Raw genomic sequence first — 18898 nt, 5'->3', positions numbered from 1 at the left:
CGCAGAGGGCGCAGAGGGCGCAGAGTAGAGTTAGGGGAGGGTGTTGGGAAGTAGAGAGGTTAAGAAGGTTTTTCCGGCTTCATTGAGGTCGCTATCTAGGGAAAAAGTTAGACTGCGAACTCGGATATCGCCATGTTTTATGTCTAGTGGCTGTTTGAGGTTTTGCGGGTAGACGAGAATTGCATTTTGGCAGTTTAACACATGGGCGTAAGCAACTATTTGATAAATGTCTTTATTATCTATTTTATCGGGAGCTTTGTATTTTGTATCGAGGACATACAGGACTTTACTTGTTGCAATATCGCACAGCAGTAAGTCAATCCAATAGAAATAGTTTGGGTCATGAATGACTCGGTGTTGTGGTTTGACAAAAAAGCCTTTTGGTGTATTTGCTTTGAGCCATTCAGCGACAAATTGTTCGTATAATTTAGCCATGTCTATGAGAAAAGGGAGCATTTCGCGATCGCCACTTTCGTGACTCGGCCCTGTGTTATCTAAAAAGAATCGACATAAGGCGTGTAAAAGTTGATAATCTTCATTCAAACGGTGATAATTTCTATCAATACAAGCTTCTGATTTAAAAGGTTTTAATGTAACAAATCCTTGGAGTGCGTGAAAGGCTTTTCGCACAGTGGATGAAACAGCTTCACGGCACAAACCGCTGCGGCCAATGATGAAAAGTGTCCAAGCGAGTATTTGATTGTCTTCGATATCGCCTGTTTGTTCGTTGTAGTGGCATTTTAGTTTAACATCCCAAGGTTTTTGCAGGGCTGACCGCAAATCGACGCGGCCGCGAATGTAGGCGAGTCTTTCGGTTTTGGATAAATAATCGCGATATAATCCTTTGCGACAGCGTTCTAGGATTTTTTGTGCAAGAATGTTAGCTAATGTCTCGTAACTTTGTTCTAAAAATTGGCACTGAATCGCTCCTTGGGGAAATTTTATCTTAAGTTTGTAGGCATACTCAAGCATTCCGAATAAGTTGGCAATTGGGACTTTTGGGTGGATGATAATGCAAAATTCTGGAGTGATGGGAATGTTGCCAACTCTGCCTTTAGATTTTAAGTGCCATTTATCTTTTGTTTTAGGGTTGGGAAATTCTATCTCGATTTCCTTGTCATAATTATGGTGTATTTTTTTTCCTACTGAGTCGGGGATTAAGTCTCGATCTAAAATTCGTAATTCATATTCTTTCAGTTCCATAATTCAGCGGGATTCTGGTTTCATAATTGTGGTGGATGCAGTAACGCCACTTTCTCGGCGTTAATGACGGCGTTAGATTGTCCATAGCCGACTTTATTCTTGATATTTTTCCAGAGAAACTCATCCATTTTTTCCAGGTTATCAAAGAAGTATTCTTCGAGGTATGGCTCGATTTCCATTTGCCAAATATCTTGGATATCTTCAGCTAAGGTTTTTGTCAAAAAGAAGGAGATGCCTAGTTCATAGTGTTTGTTGTTAATTGCGCAATTGACATCTTCTAGAATGCTAGTTAATTTATCAACTGGGAAACCTGTTTCCTCTCTGTGGTGATACTGTCGCAGCACTTCATAGTTTGGATAAACGGGAATGAATGCGAAGCGGCGGCGAAGTGCATTATCGACTAAGGCAATAGAACGGTCTGCTGTATTCATTGTGCCGATAATTCGGACATTTGTAGGGATTCTAAATAGTTTACCGCTGGCTAGTGTAATAAAACGTTTTGTGTCCTGTCGGTCATCTAGGAGATACATTAACTCGCCAAAGACTTGAGATAAATTTGCGCGATTAATTTCATCAATAATGAGAACGCAAGTGTCTTCACGGGCTTCGGCTTTTTCGCAGAATTCTAGGAACCTACCGGGAACTATTGGATAAGTTAATTGCCCATCTTGAGTTTGGGGGCGGATGCCTTGAATAAAGTCTTCATAAGTATAAGCTGGATGAAATTGGATAATGTCTGAAAAACCGTCACCGCCACCGATTAAGTGTTGGGCGATTTTTTGAGCAAGGAAGGTTTTTCCGGTTCCGGGTGGGCCTTGGATGATGGTTTGGCCTTTGCGGTTAATGGTGTGTATCCATTGGGCTAGTTGGGTTTTTTGAAAACCAGTAATTTCGGAAATCTCTTCTAGTTGATACACTGGATTAAATTCATTTTGGAATACTAGCGTCTCATACACATCGAAAAGAGTTAATCTATCAGGATTGTCGCAAGAAGAGATTAACAATAAGGGAAATAATTTTTTAAAGGCTTGTGCTATTTTGTAAATTAACTGCTTGGCAGAATAGCCTAGTAACTCTTCGGATTTCTCAAGTGATACGCAGACGAAAATATTCTCATAAACAACATTTATCCATTTTTTTGAATCGAGATCAATCTCTTTCAAAATACTTTCTAATAGTTCAGAAATAGAGTTTTTATCTGTGATTGTACGCTCAAAAGTTTTCCAGCTACTATAATCCTTTTCACCCGCATATTTTAAACGACACTGATGCTTTGTAGGTAGGTTATAACGTTTAAAATAATTGATTAAAACAGGATTATTTTTATCATAGTTTTGGTAGTTTGTTACCATCTGCTCAACAAATTCATAGCCTGCACATAAACCAAAAGTTAATCGGTCTTCTTGAAGGAGTAATATTAACTTAGAACTGTTATCGCTATCGTGAAAGCACAAGCCTACAGTGTAAGCTGGTGATTGCTCATCTTTTGTTTTAAAGCCAAAATCCAATATCTCAGACTTTATATTTAGATAATTTTTCATAAAATCAGGCAACTGCTCTTCTACCTGGCTTAAAATATATTTTAATGGCTCTGCTACATATTTGAGGTAAGTTTTTTTGTCTGTCATTAAAAAATCGGGACTTTTGCCTTCTGCATACAATTGTGCCAATAGTTTAAATGTGTTCTCTGAAAAAGGACATTCAGGATGTACAAAAACTTTTTCCATTTTTTCTGTATGTTTAAGGTGACTCAATTGTTGTGCTTAAATTATTGTAGCAGCTCGCCCTTCCCGACACCAGATATCTGAGATGCGATCGCACCCACCATCCTTACCCACATCAAATGCCCTGCCAAACCAGTAACACTGGCAAAACCGCTAACAACTGTTCCCGGAAAATTTAAACTTGTGTCGAAACAATCTAAACGTGCTATATTCAACTCCGTAAACCCTGAACTGCGCTTTCAGGTAATGCAAATTTATAAACGAGTCAACTGAATGCTCTCTACTTTCAAGAAATTAGCTTCAATTGCAATCATCTTTGCCGCCCTAAAACTTTTACTTAATTATCCGCCTTTCAGAGAAATAGAAAATTATATCGCAAATAGAAACCCAGCAAGTGCCACCTTAGACAATGGAACTCTGCAGCAAAAATCCAGCAGCCCGCCTCCGGTACTTCCCAAAAAACCACCAGAGCAAACGTTCGATGTAGTAGTATATGGTGATGAAGTACCGGGGATATGTGCGGCGATATGGGCTAAGAAAACTTTAGGCGCAAAGGGCAAAGTTGCGATCGTGCGATCGAACTACGGAAGAGCACCTTTGGGCGGCTTACTCACCCGTGGCGGTTTAGCTTACATCGATGTAGATAAAATCCCCGGTTGGTATCGCCAACCCTACGCCCAATGTTTTAAGGAATTCTTAGATAAAGCGGATGCGCCCGAATCTTGCTTAGACCCAAACAAGGCAGATCGAGCTCTCAAACAGATGCTTTCAGCAGCCGGAATCAAAGTTATTTCCAACTCAACTCTTACTCCCCGCGTCGTCGATAAAAAAATTGAATATGCCGAAGTAAAAGGCAGCAATCTCATAATTAAAGCCAACTCTTTTATTGACGTAACTCAAGACGCGGAATTAGCCAGAAAAGCCGGATTATCTTATTATACAGGATATGAATCTCAAAATATAAAATCAAAAAATGAAACTTTAGCAGTCTCTGTAGTTCCGAGAATTACTGGTATAACGATGTCCGAATTCCGCAGCATAGAAGATGAAATCCTCTACAATCGGCCTTTGGTAAAAAAGATTAAAGAAAGCATTATGAAATCTAAAGATCCTGCCAGTACAAAATTCTGGATGAGGAATTTCTGGAGTACGATTTATCAGCCATATACAGACGGCTACGACATCAGAAGCGTAGCTATAGGTGCAGCGTATCACATAGACAGAAAGCTGCCATTTAGCCAAAATAAAGGATTCTTTTTTGATAAAGGCAATGTCTGCGTTTATAACAAAAATGTGCTGTCCTGGAACGGGTTTCTGTTTAAATACCAAGTTCCCCAAATCATGAAGATGGAAGCTAACGGCAGAAAACCGACTCCTGAAATGATTAGAGAAATGTCATTTCTCCAATACTGGCTACAAAAGAAGTCTGGTAAAGATGTGAGAGTATTTCTTCCCGACGAGATTTATATCAGGCAAACTTTGAACGTTCGCGATGTGATAGATCCGCTGACGGGGCAGGAGATTATCAAAGGGGGAACAGTACCCGAAAAGTCGATCGGCAGTTTTTCCTACGATTTCGATATGCGGGGCGGAGTCAAGAATTTATCTGCGAGAATTCCGCCGCTGCCCGTCTATAATTTCGGGATAGAAAGCGCTTTAGCTAGCAAAGTCAAGAATTTAGCCATTGTCGGGCGATCGTCCGGTTATGTCGGTATGGCTGTATCCGTCGGGCGAATTGCGACAGTGAATATTTATCAAGGACAAGGTGTGGGCGTGGCCGCTGGTTTGGCTAGCAAGTTCGGCGTGCCGCTGAATTCGATTACTTCGGCTGAAACGAAAAAAGCTCTTGAGACTTTAACGGGGAAAACGACATATTTGTCGGGGAGAGATACGAGTTATGGAGTTGATTATAAGGAGGTGAAATAATGAAAGATATTAAGAGGATTTAACCGCAGAGGGCTCAGAGGGCGGAGAGAGGAGAGGGATGAGAGGTTTATTTAGGAGAGGATGAGGCGAGGCGGCGGATTCCTTCTTTTAAAAAGCGGACGTTAAAGTTGATGAGAAGACCGAGAGGATAACCAGTCATTTTCAGATATGAAATAAACTTGAGCTTCATGGATAGGAAGTATAGTTTGGATTGACTTTAATTCAACTACGATAGTGTTGGCAACCAGCATATCGTATCTGCCTTCCCCAACCACAACACCTTTATAAGTTACATTTACTGTAGGTTGAGGTTGAAAAGGAATTCCCCGGCGCGAGAGTTCTTCACGCAACGAATTCTCATATACCGCTTCCAAAAACCCCGGCCCCAACTCCTTATGAACCTCCATTGCTGCCCCAATCACAGCATAAGTCAACTCATTAAACTCGTCTCCCAACTCTCCTCTCCTCTTCTCAAACCTAGATCACAATCCTAACCCAAAACCCTCCCAACACTCTTCCCTCTGTGCCCTCTGCGCCCTCTGCGGTTCAAACCTCTTCTCTTCCCCCCGCTGTGGCACAATCTTATATATAAAACCTGCACCCTCTCGCCAATGACCGCAAACCTACCCCCCCAATACGACCCCAAAGCCACCGAAGCAAAGTGGCAAAAATACTGGGAAGACAACCAAACCTTCAAAGCTGACCCCGAAGCCGGAGGCGAACCTTACTGCGTCGTCATCCCGCCGCCCAACGTGACCGGCAGTCTCCACATGGGACACGCTTTTGAAGAGACGCTGATTGATGTCCTAGTCCGCTATCACCGCATGACCGGACGCAATACGCTGTGGTTGCCGGGAACGGATCATGCTAGCATCGCTGTTCAAACTATTCTCGAAAAGCAACTCAAAGCAGAAGGCAAAACTCGCCACGATTTAGGTCGAGAAAAATTCTTGGAACGGGCCTGGGAGTGGAAAGCTGAATCGGGCAATACTATTACTAATCAATTACGCAGTTTGGGCGTGTCTGTTGATTGGTCGCGTGAACGCTTTACGATGGATGAAGGCTTATCCGCTGCGGTTTTAGAAGCGTTTGTCCGCCTGTACGATGAGGGGCTGATTTATCGCGGCAATTACTTGGTGAATTGGTGTCCGGCGAGTCAGTCTGCTGTGTCGGATTTGGAGGTAGACCAGCAGGAAGTTGAAGGTCATTTGTGGCATTTCCGCTATCCTTTGACGGACGGTTCTGGTTATTTGGAGGTGGCGACGACTCGGCCGGAAACGATGCTGGGCGATACTGGGGTGGCGGTGAATCCGCAGGACGATCGCTACAAGCATCTTATCGGTAAAACTGTGACTTTGCCGATCGTCAATCGCGAAATTCCAATCATTGCTGATGAGTTTGTCGATCCGACTTTCGGAACTGGTTGTGTCAAAGTAACTCCCGCCCACGATCCGAATGACTTCGAGATGGGTAAACGTCACAATTTGCCGTTTATTAACATCATGAATAAGGACGGAACTTTAAATGAAAATGCTGGAGAATTCCAAGGACAAGACCGATTTGTTGCCCGAAAAAATGTGGTGCAGCGGTTAGAAACTGACGGGGTTTTAGTTAAAATAGAAGATTATAAGCATACTGTTCCCTACAGCGAACGTGGCAAAGTTGCGGTCGAACCGTTGATATCTACGCAATGGTTTGTGAAGATAGATCCTCTTTCTCAACGCGCTTTAGAAGCATTAGACCAAAATAACTCACCAGTCTTTGTTCCTGAAAGATGGACAAAGGTTTATCGCGATTGGTTAGTGAAGCTAAAGGATTGGTGTATCTCCAGACAATTGTGGTGGGGACACCAAATCCCGGCTTGGTATGCTGTTAGCGAAAGTCAAGGAGAAATTACTGATACAACACCTTTTATAGTTGCGAAAACTGAAGCTGAAGCTAGGGAAAAAGCCACGGCGAAATTTGGTAATAACGTGCAGCTAGCAAGAGATCCAGACGTATTGGATACTTGGTTTTCGTCCGGGTTGTGGCCTTTCTCAACTTTGGGATGGCCGGACGAAACTAAAGATTTGGAGTTTTACTATCCGACAACTACTTTGGTAACAGGTTTTGATATCATCTTTTTCTGGGTTGCTAGAATGACGATGATGGCAGGACATTTTACTGAAAAGATGCCTTTTGATACTGTTTACATTCACGGTTTGGTGTTGGATGAAAACGGTCAGAAAATGTCTAAGAGTAAAAATAACGGTATCGATCCGCTGCTGTTGATTGGCAAGTACGGTACTGATGCTTTGCGCTACACCTTGGTTAAGGAAGTGGTAGGGGCAGGTCAAAATATTCGCATGGAGTACGATCGCAAAACTGATGAATCGAAATCAGTGGAAGCTTCGCGGAACTTCACGAATAAGTTGTGGAATGCGGCCAGGTTTGTGATGATGAATTTGGAGGGACAGACTCCGCAGCAGTTGGGCCGTCCTTCTGTGGAAGGTGGTTTGGAATTGTGCGATCGCTGGATTCTGTCTCGCTATTATCATGTTGTGCAACAAAGCCGCAATTGTTTGGAAAATTACGGTTTGGGGGAAGCGGCGAAGGGACTTTATGAGTTTATTTGGGGCGATTTCTGTGACTGGTATATTGAGTTAGTTAAGTCTCGCCTGCAACAGGATGCTGAACCAAATTCTAAGAAAGTGGCACAGCAAACTTTTGCTTTTGTGTTGGAAGGGATTCTGAAACTACTGCATCCTTTTATGCCGCACATTACTGAGGAGATTTGGCACACTCTGACTCAAACAGGTGACGATCAATGTTTGGCTTTGCAAGCTTATCCTGAAGCAAACGCATCACTCATTGATTCTGATTTGGAACAGCAGTTTGAGTTGTTGTTCGGTACAATTCGCACTATTCGCAATTTGCGGGCGGATTCTGATATCAAGCCAAGTGTGAAGGTGACGGCGATTTTGCAAAGCGAAAACGAGAAAGAACGCCAAATAATCTCAGATGGAGGCGTTTACATTCAGGATTTGGCAAAAGTCGAAAATCTGACCGTAACTGCTAGTTTGGATACAGATTTGGGACAGACAATTACTGGGGTTGTAGGTACTGTGCAAGTATTGATTCCTCTGGCTGGGGTGGTCGATTTGGTGGCTTTGCGTGCTAAATTAGAAAAGAAGTTGAGCAAAGTGGAAGCTGAAATTAAGCATACTGCGGCGCGTTTGACTAATCAGAAGTTTGTGGATAAGGCTACTCCTGATGTGGTTCAGGGGGCGAGGGATGCTTTGGCGGAAGCCGAAAAACAAGCTGAGATTTTGCGCGATCGGCTAAAGTTGTTTTAATAGTTGACTGTTGACTGTTAACTGTTAACTGTTGACTGCTTTTAGTCAATTTGTAGGCTGCGTGAGGGCGAAAAATCTGGGAATCCCAAGGAAAATATTGACTCTCACGCACCACAGGCGCGATCGGCTAAAGTTGTTTTAAGAGTTGACTGTTGACTGTGGCCGGGGCGGGTTTACGAGATAGTTAGTTTCAGGCATAGATTGTTTGTAAAACCCGCCCCTACGATCTCGCAAATCCTACAACAAATAACTAATAACCAATAATTAATACCCAATTACCACTTACCAATTACTAATAACCCTCATGTTATATTTAGCCAAAGTACAAAATCAGGAAAATTTAGGCGAGATAAGTCTGCAATTGCTGGCTTGCCAAAATTCTGATGATACTTGGGCTATTCTTAGTGAAGAAAGTTTCTTGACATTACAGAAAGATTTTGCTCAAAATCCAATTAACTCTGCAACGAATGTTTTAAATGCAGGGATTTTAGTATTAGCAAATGTTGACCAAAATAGCCAGGTTTTGGATATTCAAGCAGCTACAAACTGGGTACTACAATTAGTAGAGAAATATTTAACAACAGGTTTTACTCCCGATTTTTTGCAGCAAGAAGCCCAAAAAGTAGAAGATTGGAGGCAATCTCTCACTTTGCAGAGTCAAGAATTGTCTCGCCGCTTGATTGAAGTTGAAGCCCGCCGAGAACAAATTCAAAATTTAGAAGCAAAACTCCAGCAGGAAAAGCAATTGTTGGAAAGTTCGATCGCCCAATTGAAAATTTTACCCGCTACACCGCCACTTTGACCAAGAATTTCTTGATGGTACCCGCCACGTGATTTATCGGTGGAATCAATCCCAAATCGAAAATCGAAAATCCTCAAGCCCCCGCATTTATCCGTGGGGTCGCCTCTAAAATCTAAAATCTAAAATCTAAAATCGATTGACTCCAATTAACACACAACAGGTAGGGACACGGCACTGCCCTGTCCCCAAAAACCTAATATGCAATTTGCTGGACATCATATAATTTGTAACTTGACAAATACCCCTTACCCGTTGCCGAATCGCCAGCAAAATTGCCTGCGGTTAAAGCACTTTTGACTTCATCCAAGCGGCGGGGAGACACAGCAGTTTCTGAGAATTGGTAACATAAGCCCGCTTCTGAAACACATCATATTGATTGCGTTCGATCGCATTTAAGATCCTGCTGTACAGCATTGTAGCCGCCCAAACTGTCCAGCGGATATCGGGACTGAGTACTTTAATTCCCGGTTCGGCGCTGGCGTATAATTTGCGAGCTCGCTGAATTTGAAACCGCATCAATTCCCGCCAGCGGTTGTCAATTACACCGTTGAATAAATCTTCTTCGGTGTAGTTAAACAAGGCTAAGTCTTCTAAGGGAATGTAAATACGGCCGCGGCGGGCGTCTTCTCCGACATCGCGCAGAATATTAGTCAACTGCTTGGCAATACCGAGGGAGATGGCTTCTTCTTTGGGAATTTTATTGCCCCAGTGCCAATTCCAGTTAGCAGCCGGATTCGACTCGTCCACACCCATGACAGACATCGACATCAGTCCGACAGTACCCGCTACTCGATAACAGTAAAGATTGAGCTCTTCAAAAGTTTCGTAGCGGCTGCGGTACAAGTCCATTTGCTGGCCCGCAATCATCTCTCGAAACGGCCCAATGTCGATCGGGAAACGAGACAGCGTATCCACCAAAGCTACGTCGTAGTCGTCGTGAGGATGGCCGGCAAACACAGATTCTAGGCGTTTTTCCCACAGATTGAGGGTTTCAGGGGTCGTTGCATCAGAACCCGGCCCGTCTACGAGTTCGTCGGTGCGGCGGCACCAGACATAAATCGCCCAAATCGCCCGACGCTTCGCTTCGGGCATGAGTTGAGTGCCTAAATAAAAATTTTTGGCATAACTCGCCGTGACTTGGCGGCACAGTTCGTAGGAGTCATCAACAGAGGCCAGAGTTCTCATGCACTGGAGTTTTGACAGTTGCAGCATCCGAGAATAAGAAATTTAAAGATTAGAACTGATTTTCCCCCGTTTAGAAAACGGGAGATTTTTTACGTCTTTATGAAAAATTCTTAATTTTTCATTGGTTATTGGCCGTTGAAATAGCCTGCGCTGTCAGCTTACCAGAAAGCACGGCACCTTCCATACTCGCAAGATAACGCTGCATCGTATAATCCCCCGTTAGATAGAAATTGCTAATGGGAGTTGTTTGTGTGGGACGGCACTGCTGGCGTCCGGGAGTGGCTTTGTAGACGGAACGTGGGGTTTTGACTACGTGATATTTGAGCAGTTTGGCGGGTTCTGGGATTTGATCGGGAAAGAGTTTTTCTAACTCGACCATTGTGGCTGCGACGATATCTTCGTCAGACTTGCCTATCCAGTCTTTTGCCGGTGCTAAAACCAGTTCCAGCATTGATTTGTCTGGGTTGGCATATTCGCGGCAGGTGTTGCTCATGTCGGCGTAGACGCTCAGCAGGGGCGATCGCGAGAACAGCAAATGGTCGATATCAGTTAATTTGCGATCGAACCACAAGTGTACATTAATGACGGGTACTCCCTCCAAGCCTTCGAGCTGTTTGAAATAATCCATTTCGCCCCAAGGTTTCGGCATCATCAGCTTCAGTGGGTCAACCGGCATCGCAGAAACGTAAATATCGGCCGTCAGAATTTCTGACTCTGCCCCTTTTACTCCCCGAATCTGGAAGCCCCGCACCGTGTTGTCATCGTTGAGCAAAAACTCGCCGATAGGTGCATTCAGCCGTACTTCACCGCCTCGCTCAGTTATGTAGTCTACCATCGGCTGACACAACCTTTCTGTGGGGGAACCGTCTAAAAAGGCCATTTTCGAGCCATTTTTCTCTTGCAAGAAGCGGTTGAGGGCTGTCAGCAGTATGGTTGCAGATATTTCGTGGGGATCGATGAAGTTGACCGCCTTGGACATGGCGATGAATACTTCTTTTTCGACTCTGGGGGGGACGTTTTGCTTTTTCAGCCAGTCGGAAAACGAGTATTTATCCATTTCTTCGACGTATCTTTGACCCTGAAGCATCGCCGGAATCAAACCTATACCGAAGCGGATTTTTTCGGGCCAGGTGAGCATATCGTTGTTGCTCAGGATGGCTGCGACGCCGTTGAAGGGAGCCGGAAGGTCGGGAAAGTCAAAGCGGGAATAGGTTCCGGGGGTTTCCGGCTGATTGAAAATCATCGAGTGTTCTTTCCATTGCAGCCTGTCTTCAATGTCAAGTTCTTTGAAGAGTTGGAGCATATTCGGGTATGCACCGAAGAAGATGTGGAGGCCGGTTTCATACCAGTCGCCGTCTGCATCTTTCCAGGCGGCGACTTTGCCGCCGAGTACGTCCCGACTTTCTAGGAGGATGGGGGTGTGGCCCGCGTCGGTAAGATATTTAGCGCAGGAAAGTCCTGCTAAGCCTGCTCCGGCGATCGCAACTCGCATTTGATACTACTTGGCCTCTGTGTTCGCTTCGGTTTAATTATACTTTACAACTCGTTACATTTTTTGGGAATTGGGGAAGGTGGATGCGGCGAGCCCTCTCTCAGTCCCACAGTCCGCCAGGGAATTCATTCCCTGGCGGACTTGCCGGAATGCGGACTTGCCGGACTTGCCGGAATGCGGGTTTGACCTTAAGTGTCCTAGTAAACGGAATTAACGGAAATTTAGCAATTATTGCTATCATAAATTAAGAGCAAATTTTAATGAATTGCTTAAATTTATGGTACAAACAATTCAAGCTAGAAATGTCGCGCTGAACGATTTGGAAACCAACTTCAAAATTGAGTGGGTTGAGGATGACCAATTCTTTCGCGAGTGGCAAGATGATTTGCCCGAAATCAGCGATTATGAAAAACAGCGGCTGGACAGAGTGAAGGCCAGTTACAGGAATTTGCTCAAACATCCGCCACTTCTAGAAAATACAGTCAAAATGGTTGTGCTGTCTCCTTTTTTGGATTTAGCGGATTTTTATCTGGCTCCTTTTCATGTTACTTCCGAAAAATCTGTAGAAATTGTGGACGAAGATGAAGGAATGATTGTCAGTGGACAGTTGGATGTTTTGGCTTTGTTTCAGGAGTTTTGGGTAGTAGTTATCGAATCGAAGAAAGCGGCGTTTTCTTTGGAGGTCGGGATTCCGCAGTTGCTGGCTTATATGTTAGCTAATCTCAGTGCCGATCGACCTACTTACGGATTGTTAATGAATGGGGCAGATTTTCTATTTGTCAAATTAGTTAAGCGGGAAACAGCACAGTACGCTTTTTCTCGGAAGTTTTACCTTTTCAATCCGGGGAATGATTTGTACAGCGTGCTGAGTATTTTGAAGCGCCTGGGTCAGTTGAATGTTGGCAATACTGTTTAGAAAGCGATCGCGCTCTTCTGGAGGCGATCGCCCTTTTATTCCCCCAATTCCCTTTCAGCAATGGTTTCTCTCACAATTGCGGTTCAATTCCAGCCGATCGCAATTGGGCGCGCAATTGCTCTAATTGGTCTTCGGCGCGATCGGCTCTTTCGGCTCCCGATAACAGCAAATTTCCTGCACTATCCCACCAGCGCAGCCAAGGTAACTCAACATTTTGATATATACCTTGCCAAATCCCCAATTCCACTCCTAACGGTGCGATCGGATAATGACCGCGCTCATTGGCAGCAACTAATTGATACCTATCTTCGATCAGGTGATAGACTTCAACACTAGCCTTAGTTACTTCATAAATTCCGTAAAATGCCGGATGGATGACATTTTCATAAATCCAGAATTTACCCGGCTTAGTTTCCTGTTCACCCGATCGCAAAAAAGGCGTTCTGTCCCGTTCTTCTGCACCATTGCCCGATACAAATTCTAACACAATTAACGGTGCTACAAATTCTTGCCACATCACATAAGAACGGCGCAATTGACCGTCAATAGTTGGCGGAACATTAGGCACATAAAACCAGTCCGGTGCTTCCGCACCCCGTTCTAGCGGCTCAGTTAATCGCCAATAAATGCCGCTGTCTTGACCGATGCAATAGTTACCGTCAGCGTGGATTCTTTGCAAAACGGGAGTAATTGAATCTGTTAACAGAATGCTTTGGGGATGTTCTTGGAAATTTTTCACAAAAGTACCGTCTGATTCGGGTAGCTGAGTGTGGTCTGGCCAGCCTGTAGGGTTGTTTTCTACATCTAAGGTGAATTTCATAGTGTTATTTTGATTGGAGCCTTTTTGAGAGCAAGGGCGATCGAGCTTTTAATTTAAATTATAACTCATGTAAACTGTTGAATTACTAACTATAGATCCGCCAGCGATTCAAGTCTGTACTAAAAATTACTCACTATTAATTACCTGATTCACCCATTTAATCGCCTGTCATCAATTGTTTGAATTAGGAATTTCTTTAATTCGGTATTTTCTTCCTCTAAAAGCCATTCCGATCGCCATTCGTTCGGATGGATTTTGCCGTATTTTTCGGGTAAGGTGACGCCGTGATAAGCATAGAGGCTGTATCCGTCAGCAAATTGAATGGCGGGCCTTCCTGCGGCGTGGAGGCGGTGTTCACTGTCGAAGGAGAGGATGCGGGGGCGATCGCACACAATACAAGTATTTTCAAAAGGATAAATCCACCCGCAGTTGGCAACTAGCAACTGAAATGCTCTCCATTTAACGGTATCGCGATCGCCGTTTAATACTGAAATATAGAAATCACTTAACGCGCCGCGAGATATCGATGCAAAAAAAAATTTATTGATGTCATTATGTTGGTGTCTGGCAAACCTATCGAATTTACGCCATCTTTCGTGCCATGTATAAATTCCGGTGATTTGCCTGCGAAAATTGATACAGCTTTCTAAACTGCCAAATGCTGACCACAGCAGCAGGTTAAAATAGTCTACCAATTGGTATCTTAGAAATCTATATACCTCTGTATTGAGCAGAGAAAAAAAAACTCCTCTTTTCTGGTCACTATTTGAGTCAGCATTTTGTAGGTCAGATCATGGCCTAAAACTGCGGTTATTTCCCGTTTGATATTTCTCCCAGATGGAGATTTTTGGCAGGTTTCAAAAATTGGGATAAAGATGCGCTCGAAAGCTGCCCGGGGGCTATCACAGATTATTATCTGCGGCTCTTTATAGCCGAGGGCTGCATAGGCAAATCTTACGGATTTTGCTGCTGCTTCGCGCTCGATCGGCTCAGTAGAGAGTGCAATTTTTCGCCATTTTTCTCGATAAACTGGAATCAGGGCTTTTTGTTGCGGGGTCAGTTGTTCGATCATCGTTTTCCTCTAAGTCTGCAAACAATATTTCTCAAGAAGTAATTCTGTCTGCACCAACGCGCGATCGTACTTTAATACTTTGCATAATTAACCCGCTAAATTTGCTTTCTATTCTAGTTTAAACAGCATAGGTTGGGCCAGTACAACGAAACCCAACACATAATGCCGATCCGGGTTAACGCAAATTCCACCTACACGCGCCCGCAACCCGCCGCGCGCACCCAGCCAACCCCAGCAACCTGAACCGCAGGTGAGGCAATCCCCCTGCAGCCCCCGCTTCTCGACGCGGTACAATAAGTGCAATCATACTTAACGCTTATATTGAAAAAGTTACACACAACGCCACAGGAGACAACTGACGCATGGGTAAAGTAGTTGGCATTGACCTCGGAACAACAAACTCAGTAGTAGCCGTCATGGAAGGCGGCAAACCGGTTGTGATTGCCAATGCAGAAGGGATGCGGACAACTCCCTCGGTAGTCGCTTTCACAAAGGAAGGAGAACGCCTGGTGGGACAGATGGCCAGACGCCAGACTGTTCTCAACCCGCAAAACACGTTTTACGCCGTCAAACGGTACATCGGGCGCAAATATACCGAACTGACTCCAGAATCAAAGCGCGTCCCTTACACAACTCGCCGCGACGAAAACGGGAACATCAAAATCAAGTGTCCCCGCCTGAAAAAAGATTTTGCCCCAGAGGAAATTTCGGCGATGGTTTTGCGGAAACTGGCTGATGAAGCCAGCCGCTATCTGGGACAAGAGGTAACGGGGGCTGTAATTACTGTTCCTGCTTATTTCAATGACTCGCAGCGACAGGCGACGCGGGATGCGGGACGAATTGCGGGACTTGAAGTCAAGCGGATTTTAAATGAGCCGACGGCGGCTTCTTTGGCTTATGGTTTGGAGAGGCGAGAAAGTCAAACTATTTTAGTGTTTGATTTGGGCGGCGGTACTTTTGATGTGTCGATTTTAGACGTTGGAGACGGAGTATTTGAAGTCAAAGCAACTAGCGGCGACACTCAATTGGGCGGCAATGATTTTGACTCCAAAATTGTTGATTGGTTAGCAGATCAATTCTTAGAAAAAGAAGGAATTGATTTGCGTCGCAACCGGCAAGCTTTGCAGCGCTTGATCGAAGCGGCAGAAAAAGCCAAGATTGAGCTGTCGGGAGTCGGTGTCACTGAGATTAATTTGCCGTTTATCGATGCGAACGAAGACGGGCCTTTGCATTTGGAAACGCGACTAACTCGCGGTCAATTTGAGGGGCTGTGCACAGATTTGGTGCAGCGGTTGCGGCGGCCAGTCAAACAAGCTTTGGCTGATGCAAGTTTGAGTCCTTCTCGCATTGATGAAGTTGTGCTAGTCGGCGGTTCGACTCGCATTCCTTTGGTGCAGGAAGTGGTTCGCAGTTTGATCGATCGAGAACCTAATCAAAATGTCAATCCCGATGAAGTTGTGGCGGTGGGTGCGGCAATTCAAGCGGGGATTTTGGGTGGCGATGTCCGCGATGTGCTGTTGTTGGATGTGACGCCGCTGTCGCTGGGTTTGGAAACGATCGGCGGGGTGATGAAAAAACTGATTCCTCGGAATACTACTATTCCCGTCAGGCGATCGGACATTTTTTCTACTGCTGAAAACAACCAAACAGTGGTAGAAATTCACGTGATCCAAGGGGAACGGGAATTAGGCAGAGATAATAAGTCTTTGGGGCGGTTTAAACTAACTGGAATTCCGCCGGCGCCGCGAGGGATTCCGCAGGTGCAAGTAGCTTTTGATATTGATGCTAACGGGATGCTGTTGGTGACTGCTTTGGACAAAACTACCGGCAGGGAACAAAGCATTACTGTGCAAGGTGCTTCGACGCTGACTCAGCAGGAAGTGAATCAAATGATTCGCGATGCGGAACAGTTTGCTCAAGCTGATAAGTTGCAGCGGGAAAGGGTAGAAAAACGCAATCGCGCTGAAGCTTTAGCTTATCAAGCCGAGCGGCAGTTGCGAGAGGTGGCGCTCGATCGCGGAATGCAGTTTGCTCAAAGAAGCCGCCAGCGAATTGAAACTTTAATTCGGGAATTGCGAGACAGTTTGGAACGCAATGATGAGCGGGGAGTTGACCAAGTGGGTTCGGATTTGCAGGATGCTCTTTACGATTTGAGCCGGGAAGTTTCCGCGTTTGCGATGGATGACGATGATGACGATTTCTTTGAGTCTGTGAAGCGGACTTTTACGGGCGACAGTACCAAGCGGCGCAGCGATGACAGCAGCTATTATCAAAATCCTAAACCGTACAGGCGATCGACTGTTGATCCAATTCCCGATCGTCCATATGATCGTATGAACGATCGTATGGGTGATCGTATGGGCGATCGTATGGGCGATCGCATGGGCGATCGTATGGGCGATCGTATGGGCGATCGTAGAAGCAGTGCTAATCGCCCCACTCGCCCTTATCAAAATCAAAGCGACGATTGGGATGATGACGACGATTGGCTGTAATTGAAGGAAGAAGGAAGAAGGAAGAGGGAAGAAGGAAGAAGGAAAATAACGGATTTTCAGCAGAGAATTTGTGACAGATCTTTTCCTAATTCTTCTGGGCTCCTTTCTTTCTTCTCTCCTACACTAGACTTCTTTGAATTAGATAAAGATTACTATGATAAGTAAGGAGAAAATTATGTTGTATGACCCATAGAGAACAATACATCTGGCAGCGGGGTATTGATCTTTGTCAAGTTTGCTACGAATTAACTAAATCTTTTCATTCGTCTGAACTTTATGGTATTACCAGTCAAATTCGCCGTGCATCTGTATCAGTACCAGCTAACATTGCGGAGGGATATGGGCGTGTTACTAGACAAGAGTATATTCGATATTTGCGAATAGCTCTCGGTTCGCTCAGAGAACTGGATACTCATCTAGTGATTTCTGAAAGAGTAGGATTAGCAGCACCCGACAAAAATCTCACCAGTTATCAAAGAAGCAGATGAACTCACACGATTAATTGTCAGTACAATCAACAAACTACAAGGAAAAAACCTCATCCTTCTTCCGACTTCCATCGCACGACTTCTATCGAACTGACATCCGTTACATCCGTTACATCCGTTACAGAATCCGTTGCCGAACTTCCTTCTTCCTTCTCCAACTATGCAGAATTTTCGCAATTACTATCTAATTTTGGGAGTGCCCAAAGATGCCACGGCTGATGAGATAAAAAAAGCCTATCGACGGCTAGCCAGACAGTTGCACCCTGACGTAAATCCAGGTGATAAATCTGCTGAAGATAGGTTTAAGGATATTAATGAAGCTTATGATATTCTTTCCGATCTAGACAAGCGCGCTCAATACGATCAGTTTAGTAAATTCTGGAAACAAAAAGGATTTCAAGGAAAGCAAGGGGTGCGACTTCCCAATTTCAAAACTTGGGGAAACAGTAAAACAACCCGCAAAAAACCGGCCGAAGAGGTCGATTTTAGCGATTACTCGGATTTTAATAAATTTCTCGACCAAGTGCTCGGAAGGCGGCGGGAAGTGAGGATGGCGACAGCGAATGATGCAGCGGGAGTAGCCTCCTCTGAACCGTGGAGTACGGCTTCTAAGAAAACGAGTTATGTTGCTAATTCTCGCCCACCTAGAAGGGATTTCGACGATCGCGAAATGCGACGAGAAACAGACGATCGCGAAATGCGACGAGAAACAGACGATCGCGAAATGCGACGAGAAACAGTCGATCGCGAAATGCGACGGGAGATAGTCGATCGCGAAATCAGAAGGGATATAGCCGATCGCGAAATGCGACGGGAAATTAGGGAAACAGTCGATCGCGAACCCAGAAGAGACATTGAGGCCAGGCTAACTCTGCCTTTGGAAAGGGCTTATTCGGGCGGTACAGAGCGAATTCGTTTGGAAGATGGGCGAGCGATCGAGGTAAATCTGCCTCCTGCTATGGTATCAGGCCAGCGGATTCGCTTGCGAAATCAAGGTATTGGCGGCGGAGATTTATATTTGAAAATCACTGTTTCTCCCCATCCATTTTTTCGATTGGAAATGTCAGATATTTGCTGCGAATTGCCTCTGACTCCCAGCGAAGCGGTGTTGGGTGGAGATGTGGAAGTACCGACGCTGGATGGTAGGGTGAAAATGAAATTGCCACCGGGAGTAACGTCTGGAAAGCGGTTGCGGCTGGCTAACAAGGGCTATCCGACGGGAAATGGCGATCGGGGCGATCAATTGGTAGAAATTCAGGTATTAATTCCGAAAGAAATTAGTGAAGAGGAACGGGAATTATACGAAAAGTTGCGGCAGGTTGAGTCTTTTAAACCGCGTCAGGATTTATCGGTTTAATGTAGAGTACGCAATGCGCCAGTTTAATTTTGTAGGGGCGCAATAATGCGCGCCTTACTACTAATGGTGTACGAAAAATTAGG

Annotated in this window: 18 protein-coding genes; 7 read left to right on the top strand and 11 right to left on the bottom strand. The window is 44.8% G+C overall.

Features of this window, described 5'->3' with window-relative positions; all coding sequences use genetic code 11:
* Positions 1 to 30 precede the first annotated feature (30 nt).
* From QUA10_RS14570 to QUA10_RS14560, 3 genes are read right to left on the bottom strand one after another with little or no spacing between them, the layout of a single operon-like run.
* Positions 31 to 1203 carry a 5-methylcytosine restriction system specificity protein McrC gene (locus tag QUA10_RS14570; protein ID WP_333083185.1) on the bottom strand — a complete coding sequence of 391 codons (1173 nt, stop codon included), beginning with the start codon at positions 1201 to 1203 and terminating at the stop codon, positions 31 to 33.
* Between the two features lie 20 nt (positions 1204 to 1223).
* The gene (locus tag QUA10_RS14565) at positions 1224 to 2930 is read right to left on the bottom strand and encodes an AAA family ATPase (protein WP_333083186.1); all 1707 of its coding nucleotides are present in this window, start codon (positions 2928 to 2930) and stop codon (positions 1224 to 1226) included.
* Between the two features lie 41 nt (positions 2931 to 2971).
* The gene (locus QUA10_RS14560; protein ID WP_333083188.1) at positions 2972 to 3142 is read right to left on the bottom strand and encodes a hypothetical protein; all 171 of its coding nucleotides are present in this window, start codon (positions 3140 to 3142) and stop codon (positions 2972 to 2974) included.
* A 58-nt stretch (positions 3143 to 3200) separates the two neighbouring features.
* On the opposite strand from QUA10_RS14560, the gene QUA10_RS14555 reads away from it, so the two are divergent.
* The gene (locus QUA10_RS14555) at positions 3201 to 4853 is read left to right on the top strand and encodes an FAD-dependent oxidoreductase (protein ID WP_333083189.1); all 1653 of its coding nucleotides are present in this window, start codon (positions 3201 to 3203) and stop codon (positions 4851 to 4853) included.
* Positions 4854 to 4920: 67 nt separating this feature from the next.
* Here the strand turns inward: QUA10_RS14555 and QUA10_RS14550 are convergent, their stop codons facing one another.
* Together QUA10_RS14550 and QUA10_RS14545 are read right to left on the bottom strand one after the other, a co-directional pair.
* On the bottom strand, positions 4921 to 5013 hold the full coding sequence (locus QUA10_RS14550; protein ID WP_333083190.1) for a hypothetical protein: 93 nt from the start codon (positions 5011 to 5013) through the stop codon (positions 4921 to 4923).
* Positions 4976 to 5308, bottom strand: coding sequence for a GxxExxY protein (locus tag QUA10_RS14545; RefSeq protein WP_333083191.1), 333 nt, complete (start codon positions 5306 to 5308; stop codon positions 4976 to 4978). The genes QUA10_RS14550 and QUA10_RS14545 overlap by 38 nt, the downstream gene beginning before the upstream one ends.
* A 156-nt stretch (positions 5309 to 5464) precedes the next feature.
* Between QUA10_RS14545 and QUA10_RS14540 the strand changes: the two genes are divergently transcribed.
* Together QUA10_RS14540 and QUA10_RS14535 are read left to right on the top strand one after the other, a co-directional pair.
* Positions 5465 to 8188, top strand: a complete 2724-nt coding sequence (locus QUA10_RS14540) for a valine--tRNA ligase (RefSeq protein ID WP_333083193.1) — start codon at positions 5465 to 5467, stop codon at positions 8186 to 8188.
* Positions 8189 to 8492: 304 nt separating this feature from the next.
* Positions 8493 to 8990 carry a hypothetical protein gene (locus QUA10_RS14535; RefSeq protein ID WP_333083195.1) on the top strand — a complete coding sequence of 166 codons (498 nt, stop codon included), beginning with the start codon at positions 8493 to 8495 and terminating at the stop codon, positions 8988 to 8990.
* A gap of 282 nt (positions 8991 to 9272) precedes the next feature.
* Here QUA10_RS14535 and crtB read toward each other — a convergent pair whose 3' ends face one another.
* The 3 genes from crtB to QUA10_RS14520 all read right to left on the bottom strand — a co-directional run bounded on the left by crtB (position 9273) and on the right by QUA10_RS14520 (position 11908).
* Complete coding sequence (gene crtB, locus QUA10_RS14530) at positions 9273 to 10202, bottom strand: 15-cis-phytoene synthase CrtB (protein ID WP_333083196.1); 930 nt, start codon at positions 10200 to 10202, stop codon at positions 9273 to 9275.
* A 91-nt stretch (positions 10203 to 10293) separates the two neighbouring features.
* Positions 10294 to 11667: a 15-cis-phytoene desaturase gene (pds, locus tag QUA10_RS14525; protein WP_333083197.1), complete on the bottom strand. Its 1374-nt coding sequence runs from the start codon at positions 11665 to 11667 to the stop codon at positions 10294 to 10296.
* 100 nt (positions 11668 to 11767) lie between these two features.
* Positions 11768 to 11908, bottom strand: a complete 141-nt coding sequence (locus tag QUA10_RS14520; RefSeq protein ID WP_333086287.1) for a hypothetical protein — start codon at positions 11906 to 11908, stop codon at positions 11768 to 11770.
* Between the two features lie 36 nt (positions 11909 to 11944).
* Here QUA10_RS14520 and QUA10_RS14515 point away from each other — a divergent pair, with 36 nt between their 5' ends.
* Positions 11945 to 12583 (top strand): restriction endonuclease subunit R, encoded by a 639-nt coding sequence (locus QUA10_RS14515; protein ID WP_333083198.1) that lies wholly within the window; start codon positions 11945 to 11947, stop codon positions 12581 to 12583.
* Between the two features lie 70 nt (positions 12584 to 12653).
* On the opposite strand, the gene QUA10_RS14510 is transcribed toward QUA10_RS14515, so the two are convergent.
* From QUA10_RS14510 to QUA10_RS14500, 3 genes are all read right to left on the bottom strand, one after another.
* The gene (locus QUA10_RS14510) at positions 12654 to 13403 is read right to left on the bottom strand and encodes a Uma2 family endonuclease (protein ID WP_333083199.1); all 750 of its coding nucleotides are present in this window, start codon (positions 13401 to 13403) and stop codon (positions 12654 to 12656) included.
* Positions 13404 to 13552: 149 nt separating this feature from the next.
* The gene (locus tag QUA10_RS14505) at positions 13553 to 14098 is read right to left on the bottom strand and encodes a DUF6745 domain-containing protein (RefSeq protein ID WP_333083200.1); all 546 of its coding nucleotides are present in this window, start codon (positions 14096 to 14098) and stop codon (positions 13553 to 13555) included.
* A gap of 8 nt (positions 14099 to 14106) precedes the next feature.
* On the bottom strand, positions 14107 to 14475 hold the full coding sequence (locus tag QUA10_RS14500; protein WP_333083202.1) for a hypothetical protein: 369 nt from the start codon (positions 14473 to 14475) through the stop codon (positions 14107 to 14109).
* Positions 14476 to 14837: 362 nt separating this feature from the next.
* Between QUA10_RS14500 and dnaK the strand changes: the two genes are divergently transcribed.
* The 3 genes from dnaK (at position 14838) to QUA10_RS14485 (ending at position 18815) form a co-directional block, all read left to right on the top strand.
* Positions 14838 to 16970, top strand: a complete 2133-nt coding sequence (gene dnaK, locus QUA10_RS14495) for a molecular chaperone DnaK (protein ID WP_333083203.1) — start codon at positions 14838 to 14840, stop codon at positions 16968 to 16970.
* A 182-nt stretch (positions 16971 to 17152) separates the two neighbouring features.
* On the top strand, positions 17153 to 17458 hold the full coding sequence (locus tag QUA10_RS14490; protein WP_333083204.1) for a four helix bundle protein: 306 nt from the start codon (positions 17153 to 17155) through the stop codon (positions 17456 to 17458).
* A 160-nt stretch (positions 17459 to 17618) separates the two neighbouring features.
* Entirely contained in the window at positions 17619 to 18815 is a 1197-nt protein-coding gene (locus tag QUA10_RS14485; protein ID WP_333083205.1) for a J domain-containing protein, read from the top strand.
* Positions 18816 to 18898: the final 83 nt, after the last annotated feature.

Origin of the sequence: Microcoleus sp. Pol8_D6 (genome assembly GCF_036700965.1) — a bacterium.
Lineage (GTDB): Bacteria > Cyanobacteriota > Cyanobacteriia > Cyanobacteriales > Microcoleaceae > Microcoleus.
Note: the sequence above shows the minus strand (reverse complement) of the source record. Positions and strands in the feature narration are given on the sequence as shown.